General features: G+C 60.0%; 16 protein-coding genes. 9 read left to right on the top strand and 7 right to left on the bottom strand.

The genetic code is table 11. The annotated features are described in order from the left end of the window. The 3 genes from EIY71_RS28695 to yecR form a co-directional block, all read left to right on the top strand. The coding region (locus tag EIY71_RS28695) for a hypothetical protein (protein ID WP_256661111.1) at positions 1-346 on the top strand (346 nt) is incomplete at its 5' end. Between the two features lie 180 nt (positions 347-526). Further along, on the top strand, positions 527-841 hold the full coding sequence (locus tag EIY71_RS28125; protein ID WP_134023954.1) for a hypothetical protein: 315 nt from the start codon (positions 527-529) through the stop codon (positions 839-841). Positions 842-901: 60 nt separating this feature from the next. Continuing rightward, positions 902-1210: a YecR family lipoprotein gene (gene yecR / locus EIY71_RS28120; protein WP_007950440.1), complete on the top strand. Its 309-nt coding sequence runs from the start codon at positions 902-904 to the stop codon at positions 1208-1210. On the opposite strand, the gene EIY71_RS28115 is transcribed toward yecR, so the two are convergent. Next, positions 1182-2819 carry a hybrid sensor histidine kinase/response regulator gene (locus tag EIY71_RS28115; protein ID WP_134023952.1) on the bottom strand — a complete coding sequence of 546 codons (1638 nt, stop codon included), beginning with the start codon at positions 2817-2819 and terminating at the stop codon, positions 1182-1184. The genes yecR and EIY71_RS28115 overlap by 29 nt on opposite strands. Positions 2820-2932: 113 nt before the next feature. Here EIY71_RS28115 and EIY71_RS28110 point away from each other — a divergent pair, with 113 nt between their 5' ends. Continuing rightward, entirely contained in the window at positions 2933-3538 is a 606-nt protein-coding gene (locus EIY71_RS28110; RefSeq protein ID WP_134023950.1) for a response regulator transcription factor, read from the top strand. A gap of 15 nt (positions 3539-3553) precedes the next feature. Here EIY71_RS28110 and EIY71_RS28105 read toward each other — a convergent pair whose 3' ends face one another. Next, positions 3554-4552 carry a bile acid:sodium symporter family protein gene (locus EIY71_RS28105; RefSeq protein ID WP_102718126.1) on the bottom strand — a complete coding sequence of 333 codons (999 nt, stop codon included), beginning with the start codon at positions 4550-4552 and terminating at the stop codon, positions 3554-3556. An 83-nt stretch (positions 4553-4635) separates the two neighbouring features. On the opposite strand from EIY71_RS28105, the gene EIY71_RS28100 reads away from it, so the two are divergent. Both EIY71_RS28100 and EIY71_RS28095 read left to right on the top strand, forming a co-directional pair. Then, positions 4636-5424 (top strand): helix-turn-helix domain-containing protein, encoded by a 789-nt coding sequence (locus tag EIY71_RS28100; RefSeq protein ID WP_102688310.1) that lies wholly within the window; start codon positions 4636-4638, stop codon positions 5422-5424. Positions 5425-5562: 138 nt separating this feature from the next. Beyond that, entirely contained in the window at positions 5563-7275 is a 1713-nt protein-coding gene (locus EIY71_RS28095; protein WP_134023948.1) for an amidase, read from the top strand. A 37-nt stretch (positions 7276-7312) separates the two neighbouring features. Here EIY71_RS28095 and EIY71_RS28090 read toward each other — a convergent pair whose 3' ends face one another. After that, on the bottom strand, positions 7313-8263 hold the full coding sequence (locus EIY71_RS28090; protein WP_085746220.1) for a Dyp-type peroxidase: 951 nt from the start codon (positions 8261-8263) through the stop codon (positions 7313-7315). A 192-nt stretch (positions 8264-8455) separates the two neighbouring features. On the opposite strand from EIY71_RS28090, the gene EIY71_RS28085 reads away from it, so the two are divergent. Beyond that, a complete protein-coding gene (locus EIY71_RS28085; RefSeq protein WP_085746219.1) occupies positions 8456-9433 on the top strand; it encodes a TerC family protein in 978 nt (325 codons plus the stop codon). 41 nt (positions 9434-9474) lie between these two features. Here the strand turns inward: EIY71_RS28085 and EIY71_RS28080 are convergent, their stop codons facing one another. Together EIY71_RS28080 and EIY71_RS28075 are read right to left on the bottom strand one after the other, a co-directional pair. Further along, positions 9475-10575 carry a polyamine ABC transporter substrate-binding protein gene (locus EIY71_RS28080; protein WP_085746218.1) on the bottom strand — a complete coding sequence of 367 codons (1101 nt, stop codon included), beginning with the start codon at positions 10573-10575 and terminating at the stop codon, positions 9475-9477. Between the two features lie 252 nt (positions 10576-10827). Next, positions 10828-12234, bottom strand: coding sequence for a cytosine permease (locus EIY71_RS28075; RefSeq protein ID WP_134023946.1), 1407 nt, complete (start codon positions 12232-12234; stop codon positions 10828-10830). 325 nt (positions 12235-12559) lie between these two features. Between EIY71_RS28075 and EIY71_RS28070 the strand changes: the two genes are divergently transcribed. After that, positions 12560-13045 carry a flavin reductase family protein gene (locus EIY71_RS28070; RefSeq protein WP_007950450.1) on the top strand — a complete coding sequence of 162 codons (486 nt, stop codon included), beginning with the start codon at positions 12560-12562 and terminating at the stop codon, positions 13043-13045. A 67-nt stretch (positions 13046-13112) separates the two neighbouring features. Further along, entirely contained in the window at positions 13113-14156 is a 1044-nt protein-coding gene (locus EIY71_RS28065; protein WP_007950451.1) for an LLM class flavin-dependent oxidoreductase, read from the top strand. A 191-nt stretch (positions 14157-14347) separates the two neighbouring features. Here the strand turns inward: EIY71_RS28065 and EIY71_RS28060 are convergent, their stop codons facing one another. Next, positions 14348-14566 carry a hypothetical protein gene (locus EIY71_RS28060; RefSeq protein WP_134023944.1) on the bottom strand — a complete coding sequence of 73 codons (219 nt, stop codon included), beginning with the start codon at positions 14564-14566 and terminating at the stop codon, positions 14348-14350. A gap of 254 nt (positions 14567-14820) precedes the next feature. Beyond that, positions 14821-15222 (bottom strand): hypothetical protein, encoded by a 402-nt coding sequence (locus EIY71_RS28055; RefSeq protein WP_129973429.1) that lies wholly within the window; start codon positions 15220-15222, stop codon positions 14821-14823. Positions 15223-15572: the final 350 nt, after the last annotated feature.

The raw sequence follows: 15572 nt of genomic DNA, 5'->3' as shown, positions 1-15572 counted from the left end.
TCACGTTGGTGCAGGTGCAGTCGCCTCTGACGGCGCCGATCACGTAGGTGCTGGGGCCGTTGCCTCTGACGGTTCCGATCATGTTGGCGCTGGAGCGGTCGCCTCTGACGGTTCCGACCATGTCGGCGCCGGCGCAGTAGCTTCTGACGGTTCCGACCACGTCGGCGCCGGCGCAGTAGCCTCTGACGGCTCCGACCACGTCGGCGCAGGCGCTCTCGCCGCCGATGGCGCAGACAAGGTCGGTGCCAACCGGCTCGCCTATTCCCGCGCAGGCGTCGGCTCCGACCAGGTCGCTTCCGCCCTCATGAGCGGCAGCTATTCCGACCAGTTCAACAGCCCTCAATAACCGCTATCGGCGCAACCAGCCCACCGCTGGTTGCGCCGCACTAGCACATTTGTGCTAATCGACCACCCCGATCCCTGGCGTTATATTCCCTCGCAACCCCCGACGCTTCCCAACATTGCCGCTGTGCAGTGCGCGGGATCGTTGTGCCTGGAAAAACAACAACACCAAGGAAGAAACACCATGAAACTGCACCTCAGCCTCACCAAGATCACGGTTCTCGGTGCCCTGCTCCTCGGCGCCAGCGGTTGCCAGACCGTAAAACCTACCGAAGACAGCATGAAAGAACGTGCCCAGACGGTCATTGGCCAACCGGTCAGCAAAATCGCCAACGTCCGCAATGACAGCACCCTCACCTACTACACGGCCTACACCGCCGCCGGCGAATACAACTGCGAGCAGCCCAGCGGCGTAATCATGGCCGTCGCTAGCATGGGCATCATGACGCCTCCCCTGTCTTGCCTGCCCAAAGGCGCATCGCCGATTCCGTACCAGTAATCCGGCGCAGAAAAACCGTACCAACGCCTCGTCTCACCCGGTAAAGGATACTGCTCGATCATGAAAACACTCATCGCCACCCTCAGCCTCGCGGCCGTCGTTCTGACCGGCTGCGCCACCCCCAAGCAATGGGAAGCCACCGGCGGCAGCAAGACCGACGGCGTTGTCCAGGTCTCCTATGAACTGGGCCAGTTCGAGAGCGGACAAACCTCCGCCGCTCAAGGGTTGGCCACGGCTGAAGGCCGTTGCAAGGTCTGGGGCTACAAGAGCGCCGAAGTATCGGGCTCGGAGAAAAACATCTGCCGCACCATGGGCCAGTACAACTGCCTGCAAACCACCATCACGCAAGACTATCTGTGTAAGCGCTGACCGCTTCGGTCTGCCGGTCGCGCAGCGCACGCAAGGTCGCGCGCAGCTCGGCCGGGCGTACCGGCTTGGACAGAATGGCGATCTGCCGATCATGCAGGGCCGCCTGGATTTTTTCGATGTCATGCCCGGTGATGATCATGGCCGGGACCGCATAACCGCGCTGACGGCGAACCTCGTCGATGCACTCGATGCCGGTACTGTGCGAACCGAGGTCATAGTCGGCGACGATGATGTCGCAGTCGGTGACCAGGCCCTGCCCGCTCAGCTCGGCCTGCACAACGCAGCCCCACCGTTCGAGCAACGCCGAGGTCGCCAACAGAACGTTGCGATCATCCTCCACCAGACAAACCTTCAACCCCGTAAGTAGCCCGACTTGCCGTGCCTCCTCACGATTGACAGGCACCTGCGGCGGCGCGAGTGGCAGTCCATGCAAGGTCACCGCCGTGCCATGCCCCAGCCGTGAGCGGATCGCGACGTCGACACCGATCAATTGCCCCAGACGCCGGACAATCGACAGCCCCAGACCCACCCCTTCAACGTCCTTGTCCCGCAGTTGGCGCACCCGATAAAACTCCTCGAACACCTTGGGCAAATGCTCTTCGGCGATGCCGTTACCGCGGTCATAGATCGCGATGGCCACCCCCGCGCCGCGCTTGCGCACACCGATCAGCACCGGCCGGTGCGCGCCGTATTTGAAGCAATTGGAGAGCACGTTCTGCACCATCGTCGCGAGCAACGCCGGATCGGTGCGCACCCAGTGCTCGCAAGGCCGCAAACGCAGTTCGACACCCGCCCAGCGTGCAGCTTCGGCGTTCTGGCGGATCAGATCCGCCAGCCATTCACCCAGCTCAAGCGTCTGCAAGCGGGGCAGAATCCGCCCGTTGTCGAGGGTGTAGAGATCGAGAATCGAGCGAAACAGCTGCGACACGTTGAGCAGCGAGCGGTCGATGCTGTCCACCAGCCGCCGCTCCTCTTCGCCCAGCCGCGACTCGCGCAGGCACGCGGTAAACAACCCGATGGAGTGGATCGGCTGACGCAGGTCATGGCTGGCCTGGGCCAGAAAACGCGACCTCTCAAGGTTGGCGGCAACCGCTTCTTCCGATGCCTTGCGCGTGCGTTCCAGCAGCAAGTGCGCATACACCGGAATCACCGTGCTGGTGATCATCAGCATCAACACCATGAACGGTTGCGCCTGCCAGTACGGCGTCAACCGATAGACCGCCAGCAGCGCCAGCAACGCCAGCACCGTGGCGATCGCCAGGTAGCGCGAGCCGTAGCGCATGCCGTTACCGAGATTGACCCAGACCATGACGGCATAAATGGGCAACGCCGCCTCGCCGCCGACCACCAGCCCGAAACTGGTGCCGGTGTAATCGTGAAGCATGCCGAAAATCCGCCGCGCCGGATAATGTCCCGGCCAGCGCACGATGGCCTGGCGCAGCACGACGGAGGCCAGCAAAAACAGGGAAATGTAAGTGACCACCGGCAGATAGGTATCGAAGCGCTGGCCCGGCAGGAAACCGAGCACGGCCATGTAAACCAGCGCGATGCTGGCGATGATGATGCGCAGATTGGCCTGGTCAAGCTCGGTGTTCTTTTCGAACTTCATGGGGGAACGTCCTTGTGCAGCAGTCGTCATAAACGCACGAATCAACAGGCAATGCCTTCGCCCGATGCTAAGGTGCATGCCATGAGCAATGCAGACCCAGGGAGGGTTGCGCCATGGCGTGCCGAATCATCATAGCCGACGATCACCCGTTGTTTCGCGAAGCGTTGCTGCGCACCGTCCAGCGTCTGCTGCCCGAAGCCCTGATCGAAGAGGCCGGCGACCTCGACGCCGTGCTCGCCCTGCTGCCGGCCGGTGATGAGCCCGACACCTTGATCCTCGACCTGCGTTTTCCCGGCCTGACGTGTGTCAGCCAGCTCGCGGAACTGCGCCGGCGTTTGCCGCGAACCACCCTGATCGTGGTGTCGATGGTCGATGACGAAGCGCTGATCGGCGACGTCATGGCCGCCGGCATCGATGGTTTTATCGGCAAGAACATCGCACCCGAGGAGATGGGTCAGGCGATCCGGGCGATTCGTGAAGGTGAGGTACTGGTGAAATTCGCCCCGTCCGGCCTGCTGCCGCTGGACACCGGTACCGCCCTCACCCCGCGTCAGCAAGAGGTGCTGCGGCTGATCGCCCAAGGCAAGACCAACAAGGAAATCGCCCGTGAACTGGATATTTCGCCGTTCACGGTGCGGATTCATGTGTCGTCGTTGTTGCGGGTGCTCAACGTGCCGTCGCGGGCTGCGGCGGCAGTCAAGTATTCCGGTGCGGGCTAGCGCTGGCAGCCGAGATCAAGGATCGACCTGGGCCATCAGTTCAGGCACCGATTCCTGCCGCTTCGCATAGCGCTGCGCCAGCACCGCGCAAACCATCAACTGAATCTGATGGAACAGCATCAGCGGCAGGATCAACACGCCAATCGTGCTGCCGGCGAACAACACCTGCGCCATCGGCACACCGGTGGCCAGGCTCTTTTTCGAGCCGCAGAACAGAATGGTGATGCGGTCTTCCAGATTGAAACCGAACAGTTTGCCCAGCACTGTGGACGCCAGCAGCACAAGCGCCAGCAGGACGCAGCACGCCACGACCAGCCCCAGCAGTTCGATCACCGGAATCTGGTGCCAGATGCCCTCGTTCACCGCTTCGCTGAACGCACCGTAGACCACCAGCAGAATCGAGCCCTGATCGACGAACTTCAGCCAGTTCTTGTTGCGACCGACCCAGGCGCCGATCCAGCGACGGGCGATCTGACCGGCAATGAACGGCAGCAGCAGTTGCACACTGATTTTCACGATTGCGTCGAGGGTCGAGCCGCCGTCGCCGTGGACGTTCAGCAGCAGCGTCACCAGCAGCGGCGTGAGGAAAATCCCGAACAGGCTGGACGCCGCCGCGCTGCAGATCGCCGCCGGAATATTGCCCCGTGCCAGCGACGTGAAGGCAATCGCCGATTGCACCGTGGCCGGCAGCGCACACAGGTACAGCATGCCCATGTACAGCTGATCGCCGATCAGCGGCGACAACAGCGGTTTGAGCGTCAGACCCAGTAGCGGGAACAGGACGAAGGTCAGGCCGAACACCAGCAAATGCAGGCGCCAGTGGCCGGCGCCAGCGATGATCGATTCGCGAGACAGCTTGGCACCGTGCAGGAAAAACAGCAGCGCGATGGCGATGTTGGTCAGCCAGCCGAAACCGGTCGCGACCTGACCGCTGGCGGGCAGGAAGCTGGCCAGCAGCACCACACCGATCAGGGTCAGGGTGAAGTTGTCGGGCAAAAATCGTGGGCGCGTCATGGTTTGTTCATCCGGGGTTGCCAGTACGTGGCAGCGACTCTAACGTGACTGGAAATTACCGACTAACGCCGAAGAAACCACAGATGCCGCCAAAAGGACACGACAAAAGCGTCAGACGCAGCATTCCCGGGCTGCCCAGCCTGCCGCGCCCGCTCTACGGACGCACCGAATCTCTGCCCAATCGCGCGTTGACCCGCCGCCACAGTCATCCGTGGGTGCAGTTGTCCTACGCGATCCAGGGCGTGCTTGAAGTACAGACCGCCGTCGGTCGTTTCGTTGCGCCGCCGGAGCGTGCGGTGTGGATTCCGGCGGGCATGCCGCATCGGGTATTCAGTTCGCCGCACACGGAAATGCGCAGCCTGTACATCGATTGCAGCGTCGCCAGTTGGGCACCGGAGCGTTGTCACGTGCTCGGCGTCAGTGATCTTTTGCGTGAGCTGATCCGGGCCTTCAGTCAGATACCTGTCGAATATGACCAGAGCGGCCCGCACGGGCGCCTGGCTCAGGTGATCCTCGATCAACTGGCCGAGGCGCCGCCCATCGATCTGATGCTGCCACTGCCGCAGGACAGTCGCTTGCGCCAGATCTATCAGAGCCTGGAGCAACATCCGGAACAGCAGACCACCCTGGCGCACTGGAGCGAAAAATTCGGCGTAACCGAGAAAACGCTGACTCGGCTGTTCCTGCGCGACACCGGTTTGACCTTCCGCACCTGGCGCCAGCGCCTGCGTCTGTTGGGTGCGCTGACACCGCTGGAACGCGGCGAACGCGTCACCGACGTGGCTTTGGCCTGTGGTTATGACTCGACCTCGGCATTTATCGCGGCGTTTCGCCAACAGTTCGGCGAGACGCCGGGAGAGTTTTTCCGATGAAATTAACCGATATTTATCGACTTTATACATGCCATTGGGCAAATTTCAGGGTAGAGTTTCGCCCATCAAGAACCTTTGACATCTTTCGACGATAACAATGATCAACCACCCTTTAGCGAACCTGTCGGCGGTAACAGCATGATCGAAGTCACTGAAGTTTCCATTGCCCAATTGCGCGCGGCGCTCGAGTCCGGCCAGACCACGGCGGTCGAGCTGGTGCAGGCCTATCTGGCGCGCATCGACGCCTATGACGGCCCTGACACCGCCACTGCGCTGAACGCGGTGATCGTGCGTAACCCCGACGCACTGAAAGAAGCGCAAGCCTCGGACGCCCGTCGTGCCAAGGGCGAAACCCTCGGTCCGCTGGACGGCATCCCGTACACCGCCAAGGACAGCTATCTGGTCAAAGGCCTGACCGCCGCGTCCGGCAGCCCGGCCTTCGCCGATCTGGTGGCACAGCGCGACGCGTTCACCATCGAGCGCCTGCGTGCGGGCGGCGCGATCTGCCTGGGCAAGACCAACATGCCGCCGATGGCCAATGGCGGGATGCAGCGTGGCGTCTATGGACGCGCTGAAAGCCCGTACAACGCTGACTACCTGACCGCACCGTTTGCTTCCGGCTCGTCGAACGGTGCCGGCACTGCCACCGCTGCAAGCTTCTCGGCATTCGGTCTGGCGGAAGAAACCTGGTCGAGCGGTCGCGGCCCTGCCTCGAACAACGGCCTGTGCGCCTACACCCCGTCGCGCGGGGTAATTTCGGTACGCGGCAACTGGCCGCTGACGCCGACCATGGACGTGGTGGTGCCCTACGCCCGCACCATGGCCGACCTGCTGGAAGTCCTCGACGTGGTGGTCGCCGAAGACACCGACACCCGTGGCGACCTGTGGCGCCTGCAACCCTGGGTGCCGATCCCGAGCGTCGCCTCGGTGCGCCCTGCTTCCTACCTTGAACTCGCCGTGAAAAGTGATGCACTGGCCGGCAAACGCCTGGGCGTGCCGCGCATGTACATCAACGCCGACCCGGAGGCCGGCACCAGCGACGAGCCAGGCATCGGCGGCCCGACCGGGCAACGCATCAACACCCGCGCTTCGGTGATCGATCTGTGGAAACAGGCCCGTCAGGCCCTCGAAGCCGCCGGTGCCGAAGTGATCGAAGTGGATTTCCCGCTGGTCTCCAACTGCGAAGGCGATCGTCCGGGCGCGCCGACCGTGTTCAATCGCGGCATCGTCTCCAAAGAGTTCATGCACCACGAACTGTGGGACCTGTCGGCCTGGGCCTTCGATGATTTCCTGCGCGCCAACGGCGACCCGAAACTCAATCGACTGGCGGACGTCGACGGGCCGAAAATCTTCCCGCACGACCCGGGCACCCTGCCCAACCGTGAAGGCGACCTCGCTGCCGGCATGGACGAATACGTGCGCATGGCCCAGCGCGGCATCACGCCGTGGGATCAGATCCCGACCCTGCCGGACGGCCTGCGCGGTCTGGAGAAGACTCGCAAGCTCGACCTCGAAGACTGGATGGATAAACTCGGCCTCGACGCTGTGCTGTTCCCGACCAACGCCGACGTGGGTCCGGCCGACGCTGACGTCAACCCGGCTTCGGCGGACATCGCCTGGAGCAACGGCATCTGGGTCGCCAACGGCAACCTCGCAATCCGCCACCTCGGCGTGCCGACCGTCACCGTGCCGATGGGCGTGATGGCCGACATCGGCATGCCGGTGGGGCTGACGTTCGCCGGGCGGGCCTATGACGACTCGACGTTGCTGCGCCTGGCAGCGGCATTCGAGGCCACCGGCTCCAAGCGTCTGGTACCGCCACGCACGCCAGCGCTGGCGGCAGGCAAGTAAATGCAAAACGGCGGGATCAATTGATCCCGCCGTTTTTTTATCGCTCTGCCAACTCTTCCAGTAAATCCGCCGAAGGCACAAAGAACAGGCTGCCGGTGACCGCCGTGCTGAAGTCCAGCAACCGGTCGTAGTTGCCCGGCGGCTTGCCGACAAACATGTTCTCCAGCATCTGTTCCAGCGGGTCCGGCGAACGCGCGTAGCCAATGAAATAAGTGCCGAACTCCCCCGCGCCGGGCCGGCCGAACGGCATGTTGTCGCGCAGGATTTTCACCTCTTCGCCGTCCTTGGTGATGGTGGTCAACGCACTGTGGGAATTGCTCGGTTTGACCGAATCATCCAGCTCGATATCGGACAGTTTGGTGCGCCCGATCACCCGCTCCTGCGCCTCGACCGGCAATTCGTTCCACGCCTTCATGTTGTGCAGGTACTTCTGCACCAAAACGTAACTGCTGCCACTGAACGGCTGATCTTCATCGCCCACGAGGGTGAAATGCTCGGCTTTGCGGCCGACCGGATTTTCCGTGCCGTCGACGAAACCGATGATGCTGCGCATGTCGAAATAGCGGAAACCCTGCACTTCATCCGTTACCGTCACGGCGCCGTCCAGCGCCGACATCAATTGCGTTGCCAGTTCGAAACACAGGTCCATTTGATCGGCGCGAATGTGCAGCAGCAAGTCGCCTGGCGTGGAAACGGCGCGCCGCCCTTCCACGCCGAATTCGCGAAAGTCATGCAGGGACGCAGGGCGCGGACTGCCGAACAGACGGTCCCACGCGCTGGAAGAAAATCCGCAGACACAGGACAGGTTTCCCGAGGGGACGCGCTTGCCGACCGAGCGCGTCAGGCCGGCGATATCGGCGCACCAGCCACGGACTTTTTCGGCGGCCTCGGCCTCGGCGTTGAGGGTCGCCACGATGAATATGGCAGCGCTGGTGATCGGGCTGCAGACGGCTTGAGGATCTGGCGTGTCGATGATCGTAGCTCCCAAAGTGGTGGACTGACTCGACAGCGAGGTTAGCAAAGAAGTGTTGAATGAAGTATTGCCCGCGCTCTGCCCATGTCGTCCGACACTTCGTTATTCACGAACAATACCCACGAAATAAACGATTTTTCTTTGTCGGAAGGCTCCTACTAGCATGGCCCCGTCTACCCCGAAAAACATAAAGACAGGGAGAACGGCATGCACCCCATCAACATCGGCGAACCCTGGATGTGGGTCGCCTTCATCGTTTTTGTCCTCGCCATGCTGGCCGTCGACCTGTTCGTCTTCGGTGGGCGCAAGGCGCATCGGGTTTCGGTACGGGAAGCCTCATCCTGGGTGATCGCCTGGTGCATGCTGGCGATGGCCTTCGCCGGGTTGCTCTGGTGGTATCTCAACGGCGAATTCGGGCCCGAAATCGCCAAGGTCAAGACCCTGGAATTCCTCACCGGTTACCTGATCGAGCAGTCGCTTTCGATCGACAACATGTTCGTCTTCGTGATGATCTTCAGCTACTTCGCCGTGCCGCCGGAGTTGCAGCGCCGGGTGCTGCTGTACGGCGTGCTCGGGGCGATCGTGATGCGCGCAGCGATGATCTTTGCCGGCGTATGGCTGGTATCGCAGTTCACCTGGCTGCTGTATGTGTTCGGCGTGTTCCTGATCATCACCGGGATCAAGATGCTGGTGTTCGCCGAGCAGCAACCGGACCTCGATAACAACCCGCTCCTGCGCTGGGTGCGCGGGCATCTGCGGATCACCAACGGCTTTCACGGCGAGCGTTTTTTCGTGCTGCAGAACGGTGTGCGCTGGGCCACGCCGATGTTTCTGGTATTGGTGCTGATCGAGGCCAGCGACCTGATGTTCGCGGTCGACAGCATCCCGGCGATTTTCGCGGTGACCACCGATCCTTTCATCATTTTCACCTCGAACATCTTCGCGATCATGGGGCTGCGGGCACTGTACTTTTTGCTGGCGGACATGGCCGACCGTTTTCATCTGCTCAAGTATGGGCTGGCGCTGGTGCTGGTGTTCATCGGCGGGAAAATGACGGTGATGCCGTGGTTTCACATGCCGGTGGAGTGGTCGCTGGCGATTGTTGGCGGGCTAATTCTGGCGTCGGTGGTGCTGAGTCTGATCCTGACGAAGGACAAGTCGCCTGAAGAAAGTCAGGCGAAATAACGGCCGAGGGAGCGAACGGATTCGCTCCCTCGGCTTTGAGCTTATTTATCTGACTTGATACTGGTCCACACCCGGGTCCGCACCCGCTCCAGTTTCTGCGGCAACGGCTGCACCACGTAAAGTTTCTTCAGTGCTTCGCTGGTCGGCGTCAGGTTCGGGTTGCCGGTGATTTCCTTGTTGATCAGCGGCAGCGAATCCTTGTTGGCATTCGGGTAGCCGAGGAAGTCGCTGATCGAAGCGATGACCTTCGGATCGAGCAAGGTGTTGAGGAACTCGTGGGCCTCTTCGACGTTCTTCGCGCTCTTCGGAATGGCGAAGGTGTCGAACCAGATCGGCGCGCCTTCCTTCGGCAGGCGCCAGTCGACCACCACGCCGTTGCCCGCCTCTTTGGCGCGGTTGCCGAATTGGTAGAAGCTGCCGGAATAACCGATGGCCACGCAGATGTCGCCGTTGGCGATGTCGGTCATGTACTTGGCCGAGTTGAAGTAGGTGACGTAAGGGCGAACCTTGAGCATCAGGTCCTTGGCTTTCTCATAGTCGGCCGGGTTCTGGCTGTTCGGGTCCAGGCCCAGGTAGTGCAGAGCCAGCGGCAGGATTTCCGACGGCGAATCGAGCATCGCCACGCCGCAGGATTTCAGCTTTTCCATGTTCTCCGGTTTGAACACCAGGTCCCAACTGTCCACCGGCGCATTCTCGCCGAGCGCCGCCTTGACCTTGGCCGGGTTGAAACCGATCAGCACCGTGCCGACCATGTAGGGCACGCCGTACTGGTTGCCGGGGTCGTTGGCGTCGAGCAGCTTGAGCAGCGCCGGGTCCTGGTGACTCCAGTTCGGCAACTTGGACTTGTCGAGTTTCTGGAACACGCCGGCCTTGATCTGGGTATCGAGGAACTGGTTCGACGGCACCACCAGGTCATAGCCGGAGTTGCCGGTCAGCAGCTTGGCTTCGAGGGATTCGTTGGTGTCGAAGGTGTCCCAGGTCACTTTGATGTTGCTTTTGGAGGCGAAATCCTTGGGCACCGACGGCAGGATGTAATCCGCCCAGTTGTACACCCGCAGTTCGCGCTGTTCGGCCTGTACGGCGCTGGCCAGCAGCGTCAGCCCGAAAACAGTAGCGCCCAGAATGCGTTTCATCGTGACCATGTTGTGTTTCCCCGAATGCAGCGTGAGTCGATGGTTTTTATGTTCTGTACACGGCAGCGGCTAGCAAATCAGCCAAGGGCAAGGAAGGTGCAGCATTTTGTTGTGGCTTCGATTCTTCCTGACAGCGTAGACGCGGCACAGTAGCCCGTTGGCCAAAAGGGGATCGAAATGGCCAATTTACGTGACCGCCGGGATGCGGAAACAACAATGCCCGGCGAAGTGCCGGGCATTGTTTGAGCAGCCTGCGAAGGATCAGTCGGTGAAACCCAACCGCGCCGCCCTGCTCTGCTGGGTCTGTCCACGGGTCGCCAGGCAGTAATACAGCGGGCATGTCACGATCAGGCCGACCAGCCACGACAGGTCCGCGCCTTCCACCAGATTGGCGTACGGCCCGACGTACAGCGACGTGTTGGCGAATGGCAGCTGCACGATAATGCCGATGAAGTAGGCAATGATCGCGTGCAGGTTGAAGCGCCCATAAATGCCACCGTCGGCGCGGAAGATCGAGGCGATGTCATAGCTGCCGCGCTTGATCAGGTAGAAGTCGATCAGGTTGATCGACGCCCACGGCACCAGCACCAGCAGCAACGCCAGAATTAATCCGATGAATTCGGAAATGAAATCCGCCGACGCGCCCAGCGCTACAACGCAGCATCCCGCCAGCACCACGCTCGACAGGATCACCCGCACCTTGATGCTCGGCGTCCACTGGCTGGCGAAGGTCTGGATCGAGGTGATGATCGACAGTACCGCGCCATACAGATTCAGCGCGTTATGGCTGATGATGTTGAGCAGGAACAGCACCATCAGAATCGGCCCCAGCCAACCGGTGGACTGCTTGACCGCTGCCATCGCCTCGGTGCCTTCCGGGGTTGCCAGCACCGCCACCGCGCCGAAGGTGAACGACAGAATCGTGCCCAGCGTGGCGCCCAGATAAGTCGCGATAAATGGCTTGCCGATACCGATGTCCGCCGGCAGGTAACGGGAATAGTCGGAGACGTACGGCGAGAAACTGATCTGCCAGATGATCCCCAGGGACACCGTCGCCAGCCATCCCGAAAGATTGAAGCTGCCACGGGTAAAGAAGTCCGCCGGCAACTCATGGGCAAAGATGTAGATGAACCCGGCTAGCAGCGCACTGCCCATCACCCAGGTGCCGATGCGATTGAGCGTGTGGATGAAGTTGTAGCCGATCACGCCGATGGCCGTGGCGCTGAGGGCGCCGATCAGAATGCTCAACGGCGCCGGCACCGACGGCGCAATGCCGACGATGGATTTGCCGGCCAGCACGATGTTGGAAATGAAGAAGCCGATATAGATGATCGCGGCGAAGAACACGATCAATAGCGCGCCGTAACGCCCGAACTGACCACGACTCTGCACCATCTGCGGAATGCCCATGCGCGGACCTTGCGCCGACGCCAGGGCGATCACCACCCCGCCGATCATGTGCCCCAGCGCAATCGCCAGCAGCCCCCAGAACAGGTCGAGATGAAACACCTGGACCACCATGGCGCCGGTGACAATGGGCAGTGGCGCAATGTTGGTGCTGAACCAAAGGGTGAAAAGGTCGCGGGCCTTCCCGTGGCGTTCCGCGAGTGGGACGTAGTCGACCGTGTGATTCTCGATCAACGGATCTTGCCGGGACATCTGGGACATAAAAATGAACTCGATTGGGTCTGTTCTTATCGTTGTATGAAGCCAAACCGGGGGGGCTTCGTGGCCGCCCCTCAGATGCAGACCATATTATGGTATTCCAACATTTTCACAAGACTGATCCGCTGTTTGCGACGGCATCTGATCCGGCATCCTCCCTGATAGCAAGCGCCCGCGGCTAGAGCAAAGCCCCGTAAATGCTGAGTTTCCGACGGATGAACCACGTTTATCGTTTCACCAAAAAAGCGCTTGCAATCGATGTATTACGGTATACCATCAGACCCATAAACACATAAAAACACGCTTCACCGCACTCGAGGATTGACCAATGATCGATGCTGCCGTCTACAAACAAGTCATGGGCTCGTTCCCGTCCGGCGTTACCGTCATCACCACCCTGGATGACGACGGCCAGATCGTCGGCCTGACCGCCAGCGCTTTCAGTTCGCTGTCGATGGATCCGGCCCTGGTGCTGTTCTGCCCCAACTACAGTTCCGACTCCTATCCCGTCCTGATCAAGAACAAACGCTTTGCCATTCACGTGTTGTCCGGCGGCCAGCAGAGCGAAGCCTACGCGTTCGCCCGCAAAGGCAAGGACAAGGCGCAGGGCATCGAGTGGACGCTGAGCGAACTGGGCAACCCGATCCTGGCCAACGCGACAGCTATCATCGAATGTGAGCTGTGGCGCGAATACGAAGGCGGCGACCACGCGATCATGGTCGGCGCGGTGAAAAACCTCATCGTCCCTCAGCAGGACGCCGGCCCGCTGGTGTATTGCCACGGCAAGATGGGCGCCCTGCCCGCCTTCGCCTGATCCGCACGATTGCACTTAAACAGGCCGGCAAGCGACCGGCCGACCACAAGAGATTCGAGGTAGCGTCATGAAATTTTCCCTGTTCGTACACATGGAACGCTGGGACGAAAGCGTCAGCCACCGTCAACTGTTCGAAGACCTGACCGAACTGACGTTGATGGCCGAGGCCGGCGGTTTCAGCACCGTGTGGATCGGCGAACACCACGCGATGGAATACACCATCTCGCCGAGCCCGATGCCGCTGCTGGCCTACCTCGCGGCCAAGACCACCACCATTCACCTGGGCGCTGGCACCATCATCGCGCCGTTCTGGCACCCGCTGCGGGTCGCCGGTGAATGCGCGCTGCTCGATGTGATCAGCAACGGCCGGATGGAAGTCGGCCTGGCGCGAGGCGCCTATCAGGTGGAATTCGACCGCATGGCCGGCGGCATGCCCGCCTCCAGCGGCGGTCAGGCGCTACGGGAAATGGTCCCGGTGGTGCGCGCGCTGTGGCAAGGCGACTACGCCCACAACGGCGAGATCTGGAAATTCCCCACCTCCACCAGCGTGCCGAAACCGATTCAGAAGCCGAACCCACCAATGTGGATCGCCGCCCGCGACCCGGACTCGCACAACTTCGCCGTGGCCAACGGCTGCAACGTGATGGTCACGCCGCTGATGAAGGGCGATGAAGAAGTCCTCGACCTGAAGAACAAGTTCCAGACCGCGCTGGACAACAACCCGGATGTGCCGCGTCCACAATTGATGGTGCTGCGTCATACCCACGTGCACTCGGCGGATGATCCGGAAGGCTGGAAGGTCGGCGCGAAAGCCATCTCACGTTTCTATCGCACGTTCGATGCGTGGTTCGGCAACAAGGAAGTGCCGGTGAACGGCTTCCTCGCCCCGAGCCCGGAAGAGAAATTTGCCGGACGTCCGGAGTTTGAGCTGGAGAGCCTGCACAAGACGGCGATGATCGGCACGCCGGAAGAGATCATTCCGCGGATCAAGTACTACCAGGAACTGGGGGTGGATGAGTTCAGCTTCTGGTGTGACAACAGCTTGCCGCATGCGGAGAAGAAGAAGTCGCTGGAGCTGTTTATCAAGCATGTGGTGCCGGCGTTCAGATAGATCTGCCGCCCGGCATACGAAACGCCCCGAGATGTTCGGGGCGTTTTCATTTGGGGTTCAGCTCAGGGATGAAGGCAACGATGACTCTGCCGGATCAGTCGCTAATACTGGTAATCCAGAAAGAAAAATACGGCGTATAGAAAGAAGGCAAAAGCCGCCAACGCAGCACGCCACTCAGGATCTGCATCTCTTCACAATCCACCCGGGGCAATTGAAATACTCGCACCGCAAAAATAGCAGTAGCCCCCCTGCGCAAACCACAGCTGAACCGCGAGCACAGTGAAAAAACGTCCCCAGCTGCAATTGAATTGAAAATAACCGTTTATGAGTGCCGCTGCCAACAAGGCAACACCCACACCGTGGCGATACTTGAAAAGCGCTGCAACCATTGAGTTTTGGGGTTTACGCATCAATCGTTCCATTAGCAGGATTGTGTCTGAGCTCAATATCCAACGGCGAAACTATGCTAAGAGCTTGCATTGAGGATTGGAAAATACAATGTTTCACTTGGCTTGGGAGATCCGACAACTGCAAAGGAACGACCGGCTTAGCTACCAGCTTATATCCTCCATCATTACAAACATCATAACTAAAGACCCCTCTACCAACAAAAGGGGACAGATTTATTAAATCGCCCCCCCTTTTCTATCAATCCCCTGCTCTATCAAACACTTAGCACTAATGAACTTACATCACCAGTGCTTAAAAACTCTTGAAAACAAGAAATAACAATCCCTATATCTCTTGTAATCAAACTCGCCTGATAGCAATCACCCAAAACGTCAATCAGTTGTGTTCCAGCTGACGCATTATTAAGGGTACGTACGACGTGCTCCCCATCATCCAGGTATTGATTTAACATTAGAAGGTAGTTTCCAGAATCAGAATAAAGATTAATCTCGTAAGGCCCAGCTTCAGGTGCAGGGGTAATAGACAACGAAGTCACGCCATCGAACTTGCTATACTCAAATATAATGGATTTAACATCTTCCATAGTCGGCTGATTAACAAGAGGTATTTGTAATCTACCGTATTCAGGACTAAGCGTATACCCTCCGATCACCATCTATTTTTTCTCCTTAATAGACTTCATACCTGGCTCCCAGTAGTAGTTTTTCGGCAATCCTGTTTTATCATCTATAGCGCTTACGGTTAAAGATTTCAACTCAGCCTTTTCTGCGGCAGCGGCTATGTCGCCTCGAACAAAAGGGGACACCCATTAGCCGGTCTCAAGTCAAGGTTAAAAGCCACCGCGCCCTGCAGTTTTCAACTGCAGGGTTTGCTCTCCAACTCAACCTGATCGGTTGAACCCGTCGAACCCGTTTCCTCTTCATTGGCTACGAACGAGTCGTGCCAGACACCCATTTGGATCAAGCGGTAGCGATACAACCTGCACCGCCCTGGCAGTTAACTGCC

The sequence above is a fragment of the Pseudomonas sp. CH235 genome (assembly GCF_004368175.1).
GTDB classification, from domain to species: domain Bacteria; phylum Pseudomonadota; class Gammaproteobacteria; order Pseudomonadales; family Pseudomonadaceae; genus Aquipseudomonas; species Aquipseudomonas paraglycinae.
The sequence above is the reverse complement of the archived record's forward strand: the minus strand, read 5'-3'. Positions and strand labels throughout refer to the sequence as shown.

Bases quoted from the DNA above. Each gene is read 5' to 3' on its own strand.
- EIY71_RS28125 (WP_134023954.1), top strand. From the start codon at position 527: ATGAAACTGCACCTCAGCCTCACCAAGATCACGGTTCTCGGTGCCCTG.
- yecR (WP_007950440.1), top strand. From the start codon at position 902: ATGAAAACACTCATCGCCACCCTCAGCCTCGCGGCCGTCGTTCTGACC.
- EIY71_RS28115 (WP_134023952.1), bottom strand. From the start codon at position 2,819: ATGAAGTTCGAAAAGAACACCGAGCTTGACCAGGCCAATCTGCGCATC.
- EIY71_RS28110 (WP_134023950.1), top strand. From the start codon at position 2,933: ATGGCGTGCCGAATCATCATAGCCGACGATCACCCGTTGTTTCGCGAA.
- EIY71_RS28105 (WP_102718126.1), bottom strand. From the start codon at position 4,552: ATGACGCGCCCACGATTTTTGCCCGACAACTTCACCCTGACCCTGATC.
- EIY71_RS28100 (WP_102688310.1), top strand. From the start codon at position 4,636: ATGCCGCCAAAAGGACACGACAAAAGCGTCAGACGCAGCATTCCCGGG.
- EIY71_RS28095 (WP_134023948.1), top strand. From the start codon at position 5,563: ATGATCGAAGTCACTGAAGTTTCCATTGCCCAATTGCGCGCGGCGCTC.
- EIY71_RS28085 (WP_085746219.1), top strand. From the start codon at position 8,456: ATGCACCCCATCAACATCGGCGAACCCTGGATGTGGGTCGCCTTCATC.
- EIY71_RS28080 (WP_085746218.1), bottom strand. From the start codon at position 10,575: ATGGTCACGATGAAACGCATTCTGGGCGCTACTGTTTTCGGGCTGACG.
- EIY71_RS28075 (WP_134023946.1), bottom strand. From the start codon at position 12,234: ATGTCCCAGATGTCCCGGCAAGATCCGTTGATCGAGAATCACACGGTC.
- EIY71_RS28070 (WP_007950450.1), top strand. From the start codon at position 12,560: ATGATCGATGCTGCCGTCTACAAACAAGTCATGGGCTCGTTCCCGTCC.
- EIY71_RS28065 (WP_007950451.1), top strand. From the start codon at position 13,113: ATGAAATTTTCCCTGTTCGTACACATGGAACGCTGGGACGAAAGCGTC.
- EIY71_RS28060 (WP_134023944.1), bottom strand. From the start codon at position 14,566: ATGCGTAAACCCCAAAACTCAATGGTTGCAGCGCTTTTCAAGTATCGC.
- EIY71_RS28055 (WP_129973429.1), bottom strand. From the start codon at position 15,222: ATGGTGATCGGAGGGTATACGCTTAGTCCTGAATACGGTAGATTACAA.